At 70.3% G+C, this 12,423-nt stretch carries 11 protein-coding genes; 5 read left to right on the forward strand and 6 right to left on the reverse strand.

The features are described 5' to 3' along the window. Window positions 1–55 precede the first annotated feature (55 nt). The 3 genes from ACGFZQ_RS01780 to ACGFZQ_RS01790 all read right to left on the reverse strand — a co-directional run bounded on the left by ACGFZQ_RS01780 (window position 56) and on the right by ACGFZQ_RS01790 (window position 2,836). Window positions 56–913 carry a PhzF family phenazine biosynthesis protein gene (locus ACGFZQ_RS01780; protein ID WP_393838707.1) on the reverse strand — a complete coding sequence of 286 codons (858 nt, stop codon included), beginning with the start codon at window positions 911–913 and terminating at the stop codon, window positions 56–58. Between the two features lie 147 nt (window positions 914–1,060). Further along, window positions 1,061–1,843 (reverse strand): VOC family protein, encoded by a 783-nt coding sequence (locus ACGFZQ_RS01785; RefSeq protein ID WP_393838708.1) that lies wholly within the window; start codon window positions 1,841–1,843, stop codon window positions 1,061–1,063. 96 nt (window positions 1,844–1,939) lie between these two features. After that, window positions 1,940–2,836, reverse strand: a complete 897-nt coding sequence (locus ACGFZQ_RS01790) for a CPBP family intramembrane glutamic endopeptidase (RefSeq protein ID WP_393838709.1) — start codon at window positions 2,834–2,836, stop codon at window positions 1,940–1,942. A 490-nt stretch (window positions 2,837–3,326) separates the two neighbouring features. Here ACGFZQ_RS01790 and ACGFZQ_RS01795 point away from each other — a divergent pair, with 490 nt between their 5' ends. Then, window positions 3,327–4,556 (forward strand): GNAT family N-acetyltransferase, encoded by a 1,230-nt coding sequence (locus tag ACGFZQ_RS01795; RefSeq protein ID WP_393838710.1) that lies wholly within the window; start codon window positions 3,327–3,329, stop codon window positions 4,554–4,556. Between the two features lie 163 nt (window positions 4,557–4,719). Here the strand turns inward: ACGFZQ_RS01795 and ACGFZQ_RS01800 are convergent, their stop codons facing one another. Continuing rightward, a complete protein-coding gene (locus tag ACGFZQ_RS01800) occupies window positions 4,720–5,124 on the reverse strand; it encodes an ATP-binding protein (RefSeq protein WP_393838711.1) in 405 nt (134 codons plus the stop codon). A 205-nt stretch (window positions 5,125–5,329) separates the two neighbouring features. Between ACGFZQ_RS01800 and ACGFZQ_RS01805 the strand changes: the two genes are divergently transcribed. After that, window positions 5,330–6,166: a helix-turn-helix domain-containing protein gene (locus ACGFZQ_RS01805; protein WP_393838712.1), complete on the forward strand. Its 837-nt coding sequence runs from the start codon at window positions 5,330–5,332 to the stop codon at window positions 6,164–6,166. Window positions 6,167–6,174: 8 nt separating this feature from the next. Continuing rightward, a complete protein-coding gene (locus ACGFZQ_RS01810) occupies window positions 6,175–6,369 on the forward strand; it encodes a DUF397 domain-containing protein (protein ID WP_393838713.1) in 195 nt (64 codons plus the stop codon). Here ACGFZQ_RS01810 and ACGFZQ_RS01815 read toward each other — a convergent pair. Both ACGFZQ_RS01815 and ACGFZQ_RS01820 read right to left on the reverse strand, forming a co-directional pair. Beyond that, window positions 6,338–7,531, reverse strand: a complete 1,194-nt coding sequence (locus ACGFZQ_RS01815; protein WP_393838714.1) for a macrolide family glycosyltransferase — start codon at window positions 7,529–7,531, stop codon at window positions 6,338–6,340. The genes ACGFZQ_RS01810 and ACGFZQ_RS01815 overlap by 32 nt on opposite strands. 200 nt (window positions 7,532–7,731) lie before the next feature. Continuing rightward, a complete protein-coding gene (locus ACGFZQ_RS01820) occupies window positions 7,732–8,376 on the reverse strand; it encodes a CatB-related O-acetyltransferase (RefSeq protein ID WP_393838715.1) in 645 nt (214 codons plus the stop codon). A gap of 74 nt (window positions 8,377–8,450) precedes the next feature. Between ACGFZQ_RS01820 and ACGFZQ_RS01825 the strand changes: the two genes are divergently transcribed. Next, complete coding sequence (locus ACGFZQ_RS01825) at window positions 8,451–10,709, forward strand: ATP-dependent RecD-like DNA helicase (protein ID WP_393838716.1); 2,259 nt, start codon at window positions 8,451–8,453, stop codon at window positions 10,707–10,709. Window positions 10,710–10,947: 238 nt separating this feature from the next. Beyond that, window positions 10,948–12,237: a citrate synthase gene (locus ACGFZQ_RS01830; protein ID WP_393838717.1), complete on the forward strand. Its 1,290-nt coding sequence runs from the start codon at window positions 10,948–10,950 to the stop codon at window positions 12,235–12,237. The last annotated feature ends 186 nt before the right edge of the window (window positions 12,238–12,423 follow it).

The raw sequence follows: 12,423 nt of genomic DNA on the forward strand, positions 1-12,423 counted from the left end.
TGCGCGACCGGCCCCCACCGGCCCGCACCCGACCACGGCGGCCCGGTGGTGCCCGTCAGCCGATGCGGGTTCCCGTGCCGCTGACGCGGACCCGGGGGTCGCCCGCGTACAGCGCCACCGTGAGTTCGCCGGGGCGGCCCAGGTCCTGGCCCTGGTGCAGGGTGAGGACGGCGTCCTCGGGGACCAGGCCCAGCTCACGGGCGTAGGCACCGAACGCGGCGGCCGCGGCACCGGTCGCCGGGTCCTCGACGACGCCGCCGACCGGGAACGGGTCGCGGACGTGGAAGACGGTGGCCGACTCCCGCCACACCAGCTGCACCGTGGTCAGGTCCAGGCGGTGCATCAGTGCTTCCAGGCGCGCGAAGTCGTAGGCGAGGTCCGCGAGGCGCGCCCGCGTCGCCGCCGCGAGCACGAGGTGGCGGGCACCGGCGAACGCGATCCGGGGCGGGAACGCCGGGTCGAGATCGGCGGCCGGCCAGCCGAGCGCGGCGAGCGCCTCCGAGAGATCGGCGTCGGCGACCTCCTCGACGTGCGGCTCGACGCTGGTGAGGGTGGCCGTGACCGTCCCGTCGGCCTCGGTCACCTTCACCGGTACGGCCCCGGCGCGGGTAGCGAACACCAGCTCGCCGGGGCCGATCCGCTCGGCGAGCGCGATCGCGCTCGCGACGGTGGCGTGCCCGCAGAACGGCACCTCGGCCTTGGGGCTGAAGTACCGGACGGTGTACGACCGTTCGTCCGCCGACGCGGTCAGGAACGCGGACTCCGAGTACCCGAGTTCGGCGGCGATCGCCAGCATGCCGTCGTCGTCCAGGCCACTGGCGTCGAGTACGACACCGGCGGGGTTGCCGCCCTCGGGGCGGGCGGAGAAGGCGGTGTATCGCAGTACCTCGGGGCGCGGCGCGTTCGTCGTCATGACGGCGCAACACGGGGCGGCCGCACGGCTATTCCGGCGACGACTGGCAGATCCGTGCCACCGAGGAGACGCGCTTCCGCACGGGGGAGCGCCCCGCGTGGGCACGGATCCTCCTTTCCCCGAACCAGCTGGGCTGGTGGCGGTGGCTTACATCGGCTTCGGCTTGAAGACCGCGAAGGCCGCGCCCTGCGGGTCGGCGACCACCGACATCCGGCCGGCCATCATCTCGAACGGCGGTGCGAGCACCGTTCCGTTCCGCTTGACCAGCGCGTCCACCGTGGAGTCGACGTCGTCCACCGCGAAGTACGTCAGCCAGTGCGGCGGAACGCCGGGCCGGTCGTCCCCGAGCCGGGCGGCCCCGCCGACGCGCTTGCCGCCGATGTTCAGCGACCAGTAGTCCCCCTCGGCGCCCTCCATCGGCTGGATCTCGATGCCGAAGGACTCGCCGTAGAAGCCGGTGGCGCCGAGTACGTCGCTGGTGTTCAGCTCGTTCCAGATCAGCGTGCCCGGCTCGTTGACCAGCCCGGCGCCGTGGAACTCGCCCGGCTGCCACACCCCGAACACCGCGCCCTGCGGGTCGGCGGCGATCAGCATCCGGCCGAGACCGCCGACGTCCATCACCGGGGCCAGCAGGGTGCCGCCCGCCGAGACGATCGCGTCCTGGGTGGCCGGCGCGTCGGTGCTGGCCAGGTAGGTGGTCCAGACGGTCGGCGGCTCCGGCTGGCCCTCGGGCGCCATGGCGGGACCGATCCCGGCCACCGGCTTGCCCTGGAGCGTGCAGACGGCGTACCCGCCGAACTCACCCGGGCCGACCTCGCCCTGCCAGCCGAACAGGTCGCGGTAGAAGTCCAGCGCGGCCTGCTGGTCCTGCGCCATCAGGTCGACCCAGCACGGGGTGCCGGTCGCGTACGGAGTAGTGATCTCGGGCATCTCCAGCTCTCCCTGCGTGCGCGCGTAAACGTCCCCCGCCGCAACCATCACCGCCCGCCGCGGATCCCGCCACCCGAGTCGCCGGGGTTGTTACGGTCACCGCCGGGCGGACGCCAGCCCGAGCCGGCCCCGGGTCGCCGCCAGCACGACGGCCGCCGCCAGCACCGAGGCGAGCAGGAAGGCCGGGGTGGCGGTGTCCTCGACCGTGGCGCGGGGGAACATGTCCGTCCAGGCCACGGAGAAGTAGTTGTTGACGCTGGTGTGCAGCAGGATGACCAGCGGCATGCTCTCGCGGGAGCGGTTGAAGACCCAGGTCATCACGTAACTGAAGGCGAGCGCGGTGACCATGAACTCCAGCGGCCGCACCGGACTCACGTGGGGGCCGCCGCCCCACTCCGTGAGGAACAGCGGCAGGTGCCAGGCTCCCCACAGCAGCCCCACGACCAGGGTGGCGACCAGCGGACCGTACCGGCGCTGCATGCGCGGCATGGCGAACTCGCGCCAGCCCGGCTCCTCCGCGAGCCCGGTGGTGACCATCTGGACGACCAGCCCCGGCAGGTACGCGGCGAGCACGGCCACCGGCGGCAGCACCGGGTTCTGGCCGGTCAGCGCGGCGGAGGCGACGGTCAGGGCGGCGGGCACGGAGACGGCGACGGCGAGGAACCACCACCATCGCACCCTGAGCCTGGTCATCCGCCCCCGCCAGGCCCGCAGCCCCGCCCGCCCCTCCGTGATGCCGGTGACGAACAGCGCCGACCCGATCGGACCGAGATAGGCCCCGGGCAGCACCCCGAGCAACTGACTTCCGGCGGCCCCGCCGGGGAAGCTCCAGTGCCACACCCCCAGCCCGTTCCCGGACAGGATGTACGGCGTCCAGGCCAGCCAGCTCATGCTCATCGCCAGAGCGAAGAACCAGGTGAGCGGACGACGTCGGACACGGGCCCGCAGAGGCGTGGCGGCCTGCGGCTGCGGGAGGCTGGTGGTGACGGTCATCGGGGGTCCTTTCGGAGCGTTCGGGCGGTGGGCTCGCGATGCCCCAAGCTCACCAGCGCCGCCCCCGCCGATCACTGCCACGCACGCCCCAACTCCCGGTACAGCAGGCTGTACCGGCCACGCCTTCTGCCACTCGTCGCCGTCCGGCGAGGCAGCGCCGGCCGGCGACGCGCTGATATCGGAGTGCGAGGTGGGCTGAGGCTGAGAACCTCCTCGGCCCGGGGCGCCCGCACCCCGCTCACATCCTGAAGGGGCCCGCGTCCGCAGCGAGAAGGGCATCCGCTGGGGCGGACGCCCACTGCCCGTCATCGGCCTGACGCCTGACTCACGACCTCCGCGACTCACCCTCGGGGCCGGGCTTGGACCGGGCTGTGCTGTGTCCGGCTGCGGGCCCGGCCGTAATTTGCTTGCCCTGGCCACGGGTTGACGCTGCACTGTGGCCAGACACCATGAGTCGTGGTGCCGGTATCCCGAGGAGGCAGCGGCAACGATGGAGATCCGGCGCACGACCGACAAGGATCTCGACGTCTTCGTCGACACAGTCCATGCCGCGTTCGGGCTTTTCCCGGAACCCCCGGTCGAGGGCGGCGGGCTCTGGTGGTCGGCGCTCGAAATGGACCGCTGTCTGCTCGCCGTGACGGCGGACGGGCGGCCTGTCGGCACCGCCGCCACGTACTCCTTCGAGCTCACCCTGCCCGGTGAGACCCTCGTCTCGGCCGCCGGGGTGACCGCCGTCGGCGTCCTGCCCTCGCACCGGCGCCAGGGCGTGCTCAGCGCGATGATGCGGCAGCAGCTCGCTGAGTTGCGGGTCGGCGGGGAGTTCCTTTCCGTGCTGCTGGCCTCTGAGGCCCCGATCTACGGCAGGTTCGGCTACGGACCGGCGACCTACACGGCGCGGCTGACGGTGCCGCGCCACAGGGCCGCCCTCGCCGTTCCCCGGGCGCGCGGAGTGGCCGACGCACCAGCGACCGGCTCGGACAACGGCTCGGTCGAGGTGCTGCGTCGTGCCGAGTGCGGCGAGGTTCTGGAAGAGGTCTACGACCGGTACCGCCGCGCCCAGCCCGGCGCGCTGTCCCGGCCGCACCGCTGGTGGGCCTTGCGCGCGGGGCAGCCCCCGATCTCGCCGGCGCCGCGCTATGTTGCCGTCCACCGGGACGCCGACGGCGTCCCGGACGGGTACGCCAGCTACTCGGTCGAGTCCGGCACCCTGACGGTCGACGAGACCATCGCCACCGACGACGCCGTCTTCACGGCCCTGGCCCGGTTCGTACTCGGACATGACCTGGTCTCTCAGGTCGTGTTCAAGCACGTCCCGCCCGGGCACCCGCTGCGCTGGCAGTTCGCGGACTTCCGCGGCGGCGAGGTGAGCGGCGACACGGACTGGCTCTGGGTGCGGCTGCTGGACGTCCCGCGTGCTTTGACCGCGCGCGGCTGGTTCATGGACGGTGAGCTCGTCCTCGACGTCGAAGACCGGTTCTTCGGCGAGCACGGCCGCTACCTGCTGACCGTCCGGGACGGCAAGGCTGACTGCGTCCCCACGGACCGGAAGCCCGACCTGTCCCTGGATGTGCGCGACCTGGGCTCCGTCTACCTCGGCGGCACCGCCCCGAGCACGCTCGTACGTGCCGGACACATCCATGCCCACCGCCCAGGCGCGGCCACCCTCGCCGACTCCCTCTTCCGCGCCGACCGTCCCCCGCACTGCCTGCACTGGTTCTGACCGCGCACTCGCCGACCCTGCGGATGCCGCCGACGGGCGAAGGGGCGAGCACACCGTCACGAACGGCCGGACAACCTCGCCTCCCCTGCGGCGGCTCGGGAATGGATCGCCTACTGGGCACGCACGCTGCCACGCCATGCCGGTGAACCTTGTGGTCACAGCACTAGGCGGCGGCCAGCTCGCACCACACGTACTTGCCCCGGTTGCCGAACCTGGACAGCGGCTGCCAGCCCCACAGATCCGAACAGGCCCGCACCAGCGCCAGCCCCCGCCCCTCCTCCGACTCCCCGAGCCCCGCCAACGGCACGGGGGGCTCGGGCGGTTCGGGGTCCGCGTCCCACGCGCCGATCCGCAAGGTGCCGGGCGGCGACCAGCGCACGCGCAGTGCGGCGGGGCCCTTCGTATGCCGTACGGCGTTGGAGACCAGCTCGGTGGCGACCAACTCGGCGACGTCGAGGAAGCGGGTCAGCCCGTGCGCGGTGAGGATCAGTCTGAGCGCGTGACGGCTGACGGTGACGGCGCGGAGGTCGTTGGGGATGGTGAGCGTGTACTCCCAGGCGTCGGGCATGCGTCATCAACTCCGTTGGTCGTGGGGGAGTTTCACGCGCGGTGGCGTTGCCGAGGCCGCCGTGGCAGGGCGGGGCGGTGCACTTCCACTGCGTGAGCGTTGCGTCACTGACGGTACGGCTTTCATGTAAGACGGGGCAAGTCGATCGCGTAATCTGACTCCGAACGAGCTGCACTGGCAGGCATGTTGAACCGGGGAGCAATTGATGGTCCTGAGGCGGGAACCAACCGCGCGCCAGGTGCGCCTGGGGGCCGAATTGCGCCGACTGCGCGAGGCGGCGGGACTCACCGCCATTGAGGCGGCGGCGCTGCTCGGGGCGAATCGCGTTCAGATCACCCAGATCGAATCCGGGCTCTCGGGCGTGAGTGAGCAACGGGTGCGACGCCTTGCATCGCACTACGCCTGCACGGATGAGAAGTTCACCGATGCTCTGGTGGCGATGGCTACCGATCGCACGCGCGGCTGGTGGGAGGAGTACCGGGGCCTGCTGCCGACCTCGTTCCTGGACCTGTCCGAGCTTGAGCACCACGCCCGATTCCAGCGCCACGTGGCAATCCTGTACGTGCCGGGGCTGTTGCAGACCGAGGACTACTCGCGTTCGGTCTTCTCGGCCAGACTTCCCGAACTCACCTCTGAGGAGCTTGAGTTGCGTATCAGGCACCGAAGGGCCCGCCAACAGTTCACCACCCCGTACGAAGCGGTGATCCATGAGGCGGCACTCAGGATCAGAGTGAGCGATCGTGCCACCTCAAGGGCTCAACTCACCCGGCTCTGCGAGCTTTCCAAAGCCGATCACATCACCGTGCGCGTCATCCCCTTCGACTTGGACGGCTTTGCCAGGGCGTCCAGCACGATGACGTACCTGGGCGGCCCGCTGCCCAAGCTGGACACGGTGGTCCGCGACGCGCTGCACGGCACGGCATTCATCGATTCAGAGGCCCAGCTCGACACCTATCGAACGAGCTTCCGTAAGGTGGAGGACGCGTCACTCGACCCCGGACAGTCACGAGAACTCATGCACCGGCTGGCGAAAGAGCTGTGAGGAACCCTATGGACAACTGGCGGAAGTCGTCCTACTCGGGCCCGGGTGACGGCAACGAGTGCGTGGAGATCGCCACCACACCCACCCACACAGCCATCCGCGACTCAAAGGCCCCGGCCAGGGCCACCCTCACCTTCCCGGCCGGAGCCTTCGTCACCTTCGTCGAAGCCCTCAAGACCCCCCGCCCAGCGCCCCCTCGATAAGGTCGGCGGCCCGCCCCGTACCCCCCTCCGCCCGGGCCGCCGCCCGCAACCGCGCCGAGCGGTCGGCCACCTCCGGGTCGGTCACCAACTCGGCCAGCGCCGAGCGCAGCGCGTCCGCGTCGGCGTCCGCCGTGTCGATGCGGCGGGCCACCCCCAGCTCCACCAACCGGTCCGCGTTCATGAACTGGTCCGCCGCCTGCGGTACGGCGATCATCGGGACGCCGGCCAGCAGGCCCTCGCCGCAGCCGCCCATGCCCGCGTGGGTGACGAAGGCGTCGGCCTGCTTCAGGATCGCCCGCTGCGGAACCCAGCTGTGCACCTCGACGTTGGCCGGAACGTCACCCAGCTCCCGCGGGTCCGTGTGCTTGCCGATCTGGAGGACGACGTGCCAGCCGGGCAGGTCGCCGTAGGCGGCAAGGCACCGGCGGTAGAACTCCGGCTGCCGGGTGTACGCCGAGCCCAGGGAGATCAGGAGCACCTTCTCGGCGTCCGCCGGACGGGTCCATGCCCCGGCCTCCGCGCCGACGTCGAAACAGGGGCCGACGAAGGTCACCGTCCCCGGGTCGACCCGGTCCGCGTGCGGCTGCATCGCGCGGGTGATGAGAGCGAGGGCGCGGGCGGGAGTGCCGGAAAAGGCGTCCACGTCGGTCGTGGACGCCCCGCACACCGCGAGCCACTCGGCGAACCGCGCCCGGTAGGCGTCGAAGCCCGGCAACTGCCGGATGTGAACGGCCACTTCCTCCTGGTAGCCGTCCCAGCCCACGAACGTCGGGGAGAGCTGCACGAGGGGCCGGCCCTGCGATTCGGCCAGGGCACGGGCGCCGTACGCGCCGATGTCGTACAGGTACAGGTCCGCCGGGTCGTCGTCGTACACGGCGTGCAGCTGGGGGAGGGCCTGGATCGCGTCGTCGAGGAAGAGGCCCATCGCGGCGATCGGATCCTCGGGCCACTTGTTGTCGGCGACCGGCAACACGGAGGTGCAGGGAACGAGTTCGGCTCCGGTGGGCGTGATCAGGCCGGCCACCGCCGGGTCGTTGGCGTAGGTCACGCGGTGACCGCGGGCCACCAGCTCGCGGATGATCTCGAGGCTCGGCAGGACGTGGCCGACGGCGGGAATGCCGACCATCGCGATATGGGCACGGCGACGGGACGCAGAAGGCATGGAAGCTTCCTCGTTTCAGGTCTACGGGGCTGAGGGGCACGCCGAGCCCGCACGCCCACGGTCCGCGGAAGGCGGCGGGCGCGCGCAGGTAGCGCGGAGAGTGCGGGCGGGGAGCCGAGGGCTGCCCCGGCCGCCGTCCCGTCAGCCGTAGAGCTGGAGGAAGTGCATGGCCGCGACCCTAGCCGCGCCCAGGCCTCCGGTCACCTCGTTTTCGGTGCGGCGGCCTCCAGTTCGGCGAGGCTGCCCGACATGATCGTCCGTACGTGCTCGGTGATGTGCTCCGCGGGCCAGTCCCACCAGGCCACCGCCAGCAGCCGGGCGACGTCCTCCTCGTCGTAGCGGGTGCGGAGGAGGCGGGCCGGGTTGCCGCCGACGATGCCGTAGTCGGGCACGTCCCCCGTGACCACGGCGCCGGTGGCGATGATCGCGCCGTGGCCGATCCGTACCCCGGGCATGACCGTCGTACCGTGTCCGAACCAGACGTCGTTGCCGACGACGGTGTCCCCCCGGCCCGGCAGTCCCGTGATCAGGTCGAAGTGTTCGGCCCAGGAGCCGCCCATGGTGGGGAAGGGGAAGGTCGAGGGGCCGTCCATGCGGTGGTTGGCGCCGTTCATGATGAACCGCACGCCCGTGCCGAGCGCGCAGAACTTTCCGATGACGAGCTTCTCCGGCCCGTAGTGGTAGAGCACGTTGCGCGTCTCGAAGTCGGTCGGGTGGTCGGGGTCGTCGTAGTAGGAGTACTCCCCGACCTCGATCAGCGGGGACTTCACCAGCGGTTTGAGCAGGACCACCCGGGGGTGTTCGGGCATCGGGTGGAGGACCGTCGGGTCGGCGGGTACGGGCATGGGACGTCCTTGTCGCTAGCGGATCCGTGACCAAGGCCATGATCGCTGTCAGACCGCACCGGTACCGTCGGTTCATGGCTCAGCAGACGGAGACCCCCACCGGCGAACGACGGCTCGCCACCGTCGAAGGCGTGCTCGAACGGATCACCTACGCCAACGAGGAGAACGGCTACACCGTCGCCCGTGTCGACACCGGCAGAGGTGCCGGTGATCTCCTCACCGTCGTCGGTGCGCTGCTCGGCGCGCAGGTGGGGGAGTCGCTGCGGATGGAGGGGCGCTGGGGGTCGCACCCCCAGTACGGCAAGCAGTTCACCGTCGAGAACTACACGACCGTGCTGCCGGCCACGGTGCAGGGGATACGGCGGTATCTCGGCTCGGGCCTCGTCAAGGGCATCGGGCCGGTGTTCGCCGACCGGATCACCCAGCACTTCGGGCTGGACACCCTCCGGATCATCGAGGAGGAGCCGAAGCGGCTCATCGAGGTGCCGGGGCTCGGCCCGAAGCGGACGAAGAAGATCGCCGACGCGTGGGAGGAGCAGAAGGCGATCAAGGAGGTCATGCTCTTCCTGCAGACCGTCGAGGTGTCGACGTCGATCGCCGTGCGGATCTACAAGAAGTACGGGGACGCGTCGATCTCCGTCGTGAAGAACCAGCCGTACCGGCTCGCCGCCGACGTCTGGGGCATCGGGTTCCTGACCGCCGACAAGATCGCCCAGTCGGTGGGCATTCCGCACGACAGTCCGGAGCGGGTGAAGGCGGGATTGCAGTACGCCCTGTCGCAGTCCGCCGACCAGGGGCACTGCTACCTCCCCGAGGAGCGGCTGATCGCCGACGCGGTCAAGCTGCTCCAGGTCGACACCGGGCTCGTCATCGACTGCCTGACCGAGCTGGCCGCGCCGCCCGAGGACGGGGAGGACCCGGGTGTCGTACGGGAGAAGCTGCCCGGGCCCGGCCCCGGCGCCGAACCCGTCACCGCCGTCTACCTCGTGCCCTTCCACCGGGCCGAAGTGGCGCTCGCCTCCCAGTTGTTGCGGCTGCTACGGACCGGCGACGACCGGATGCCGTCGTTCCGGGACGTCGCCTGGGACAAGGCGCTCGCCTGGCTGAAGGACCGCACCGGCGCCGACCTCGCCCCCGAGCAGGAGGCCGCCGTCAAACTGGCGCTGACCGAGAAGGTCGCCGTGCTGACCGGCGGGCCGGGCTGCGGCAAGTCGTTCACCGTCAGGTCGATCGTGGAGCTGGCGCGGGCCAGGCGGGCCAAGGTGGTGCTCGCCGCCCCCACCGGCCGCGCCGCCAAGCGGCTCGCCGAGCTGACCGGCGCCGAGGCCTCCACCGTGCACCGCCTGCTGGAGCTGAAGCCCGGCGGTGACGCGGCCTACGACCGGGACCGGCCGCTGGATGCCGACCTGGTGGTGGTGGACGAGGCGTCGATGCTGGATCTGCTCCTCGCCAACAAGCTGGTGAAGGCCGTACCGCCCGGCGCGCACCTGCTGTTCGTCGGGGACGTCGACCAGCTGCCCAGTGTCGGGGCGGGCGAAGTGCTGCGCGATCTGCTCGCCGAGGACAGTCCGCTCCCCGCCGTCCGTCTCACCCGCGTCTTCCGGCAGGCCCAGCAGTCGGGGGTGGTGACCAACGCACACCGGATCAACGCGGGGCAGCAGCCGGTCACCGACGGCATGAACGACTTCTTCCTGTTCGTGGAGGACGAGACGGAGGAGGCGGGCCGGCTCACCGTCGATGTCGCCGCCCGCCGGATTCCGGCCAAGTTCGGGCTCGATCCACGGCGGGACGTGCAGGTGCTCGCGCCCATGCATCGGGGGCCGGCCGGCGCGGGCGTGCTCAACGGCCTGTTGCAGCAGGCCATCACGCCCGGCCGGCCCGACCTCGCCGAGAAGCGGTTCGGCGGGCGGGTCTTCCGGGTCGGCGACAAGGTCACCCAGATTCGCAACAATTACGAGAAGGGCAAGAACGGTGTCTTCAACGGCACCGTGGGCGTGGTCACCTCGCTCGACCCGGTCGACCAGCGCCTCACGGTGCTGACCGACGAGGACGAGGAGGTTCCGTACGAGTTCGACGAACTGGACGAACTGGCCCACGCCTACGCGGTGACCATCCACCGTTCACAGGGAAGTGAATATCCCGCAGTGGTGATCCCGGTCACCACCGGCGCCTGGATGATGCTCCAGCGGAACCTCATCTACACGGCGGTCACCCGGGCCAGGCAACTGGTCGTCCTCGTCGGTTCACGCAAGGCGATCGGCCAGGCGGTGCGCACGGTGTCGGCAGGCCGGCGCTGTACGGCACTGGACTTCCGGCTCCGCGGTGGCTCATAGAGGCGCATAGGTGACGCGCCGTGGGCCATCACGAAAAATGATCGATCAAATGAGTCGGGAAGGTCACACAGCACTTCCAGATGGCGAGACAAGGGGGCAGGATGAGCAGGTTGGCGGCACTGAGTGCCGTCGATAGGCCTGATGGTCGACCCCGAGTGCACTCTCCTGAGCCAAATGGGGGATGGTAGAGACAGTCAGGGCACCTCGAAGATGAGGCACTACGTCGGTGAGGGAAGACGTGAGCGACAACTCTGTAGTACTGCGGTACGGCGACGGCGAGTACACCTACCCGGTGGTCGACAGCACCGTCGGCGACAAGGGCTTCGACATCGGGAAGCTCCGCGCCCAGACCGGTCTGGTGACCCTGGACAGCGGATACGGCAACACTGCCGCCTACAAATCTGCCATTACTTACCTCGACGGCGAGGCGGGCATCCTTCGGTACCGCGGCTACCCGATCGAGCAGCTGGCGGAGCGCTCCACCTTCCTGGAGGTGGCGTATCTGCTGATCAACGGTGAGCTGCCGACCGTCGACGAGCTCACCACGTTCAAGAACGAGATCACGCGGCACACCCTGCTGCACGAGGACGTCAAGAACTTCTACCGGGGCTTCCCGCGCGACGCCCACCCGATGGCCATGCTGTCGTCGGTCGTCTCGGCGCTGTCCACCTTCTACCAGGACAGCCACAACCCGTTCGACGCGAAGCAGCGCGACCTCTCCACCATCCGGCTGCTCGCCAAGCTTCCGACGATCGCCGCGTACGCGTACAAGAAGTCGGTCGGCCACCCGTTCGTCTACCCGCGCAACGACCTCTCCTACGTGGAGAACTTCCTGCGCATGACGTTCTCGGTGCCGGCGCAGGACTACGAGCTGGACCCGGTCGTCGTCTCGGCGCTCGACAAGCTGCTGATCCTGCACGCCGACCACGAGCAGAACTGTTCGACGTCGACGGTCCGTCTGGTCGGCTCGTCGCAGGCGAACATGTTCGCGTCGATCTCCGCCGGCATCTCCGCCCTGTGGGGCCCGCTGCACGGTGGCGCCAACCAGTCCGTGCTGGAGATGCTGGAGGGCATCCAGGCCAACGGCGGCGACGTCGACTCCTTCATCAGCAAGGTGAAGAACAAGGAGGACGGCGTCCGCCTGATGGGCTTCGGCCACCGGGTCTACAAGTCCTTCGACCCGCGCGCCAAGATCATCAAGTCGGCCGCGCACGACGTCCTCTCCGCGCTCGGCAAGTCCGACGAGCTGCTGGACATCGCGCTGAAGCTGGAGGAGCACGCGCTCTCCGACGACTACTTCGTCTCGCGCAACCTCTACCCGAACGTCGACTTCTACACCGGCCTGATCTACCGCGCCATGGGCTTCCCGACCGAGATGTTCACGGTCCTGTTCGCCCTCGGCCGGCTGCCGGGCTGGATCGCCCAGTGGCAGGAAATGATCAAGGAGCCGGGTTCCCGCATCGGCCGCCCGCGCCAGATCTACACGGGGGTCGTCGAGCGCGACTTCGTGCCGGTCGAGGAGCGCTGACACCAGCCCGTCAGGGGGCGCCGGCTTCATCGGTGCCCCCGCCGCACGGGCACAGAACCGCACGGGCTCAGCCGCACGGGCACAGCGGGAAACCGCAGGCATACGCATAGCAGAAGGCGCCCCGGAGCGCCGGTCCCCCCACGGGCCGGCGACCAGGGCGCCTTCCCGTGTCCCGGTGCGGATTCC

It is taken from the genome of Streptomyces sp. NPDC048254, assembly GCF_043201895.1.
Lineage (GTDB): Bacteria > Actinomycetota > Actinomycetes > Streptomycetales > Streptomycetaceae > Streptomyces.